Here is a 1,501-nt window from a genome sequence, read left to right as displayed (position 1 = left end):
GTGTATGGTACATTAGGCAATCACGATGGCGGAAAGACATTCTCCCAAATGGTACAGTTGCTTGAAGAAAGCAATATTACACTATTAAACGATGAATATGTCGTCATTGATGATAAATTGGCGTTAGTAGGACGTGTGGACCCTTCTCCCATTGGTGGTTTTAATGGACTGAAGCGTCAAGATGTGAGCCATTTACTGAAAGAAATCGATTCAAGCATGCCTACAATTGTATTAGACCATACACCGAGTAATCTCGAACAATATTCTAATGACGTAGATTTAATTTTATCAGGGCATACTCATAGAGGACAAATCTTCCCAGGTAGTCTAATTACAAATTTAGTATTTGAAGTGGATTATGGGCATTTTCAAAAAAATGCAGATAGCCCTCAAATAATTGTGACATCAGGTGTAGGCACATGGGGCATGCCAATGCGAGTTGGCACCAATAATGAAATTGTGGAGATTTATATAAAATAATGAGTTGTGAAATGCGTAAAGAATGTTGAATACCATAGTCTTTACGCATTCACTTTAATTAAACACATTAGAGAAAAGGGTTATTTTTTCTCTAATGTGTTTAATTAAAATTTCTGCATCTTTTGGCGAAAGTGTAATGTGATTATAAATGTCAGCATCAAAATGTACATTTTTGCTCACTTAAGCATTTACATTTACGCTCAAATTACATTTCTCTATTCATGTTTATGAATAATTACAACTTGACATGGAGACGTCTACTCGCACGATTCGGTAGCCAGAAGCCTGCTATAATAAGGGGTGGCTGACCGAACAAAGCTATCATGCTCGTCCCTCCAAGTAAAGTTATAATATATAGGGGGAATTAAAAATGTACATGTTTAAACGAGCGTTTTTGTACGTACATAAAAGCAATTTTTTGAGCATCATAATAAGTGTAACGTCCTTTTTTCTCCCCTATTAATTGGTATTGCTCAAAAATCCTTCGAAGTTGAAGAGGGCTAATATCATATAATAAAATTTGCACCTCTCCGAAATTTAATTTTTCGTTAAGATTCTCCATTTCAAACTCGCCCCCCTTATAATAAAATTCGGAAGTTATTAATAGCGTCTTGTACAGTACTTAGCATAGTATGTTCGTCAACATAATGAAGCGCAGAATTGATATTTCTATCACCACGGGCCAACGCAACTTGAGTCGCGCTCAGGCCTAAATCTAGTAGTATATTTGTAAATATGCCTCTACCAATGTGCGTGGACCAAGTATTAGAAGTTAAAAGTAAATAATCTTGTTGATTGCCACTTTTGAGAACTGATTCTAAGAAAGCATCTTTAACCTTTTCAAAACGTCGAGAATATGTCTTACCAGTGATTGAGCCTTTCGTTCCAGAAGAGATAAATAGAGCTGGAGTGTTAGCCCCTTTGATTTTCGAAGTAACTTTTTTATGTTCTTCATATAACTTTTTTATTAAACTTGGACATAATACTACTTGATCTCTTTGGGTTTTCACTTGATTATCAG

General features: G+C 35.3%; 1 protein-coding gene and 1 pseudogene. One reads left to right on the top strand and one right to left on the bottom strand.

The window, feature by feature from the left end; all coding sequences use genetic code 11:
* A partial coding sequence (locus tag QI30_RS19060) for a metallophosphoesterase (RefSeq protein ID WP_199754737.1) occupies window positions 1-480 on the top strand: 480 nt, incomplete at its 5' end.
* Between the two features lie 578 nt (window positions 481-1,058).
* Here QI30_RS19060 and QI30_RS20645 read toward each other — a convergent pair.
* A pseudogene (locus QI30_RS20645) lies at window positions 1,059-1,501 on the bottom strand (site-specific integrase); the annotation flags it as partial.

The sequence above is a fragment of the Candidatus Kurthia intestinigallinarum genome (assembly GCF_003991225.1).
Classification (GTDB): Bacteria; Bacillota; Bacilli; order Bacillales_A; family Planococcaceae; genus Kurthia; species Kurthia populi.
This window is presented reverse-complemented; position numbering and strand designations above follow the sequence as displayed.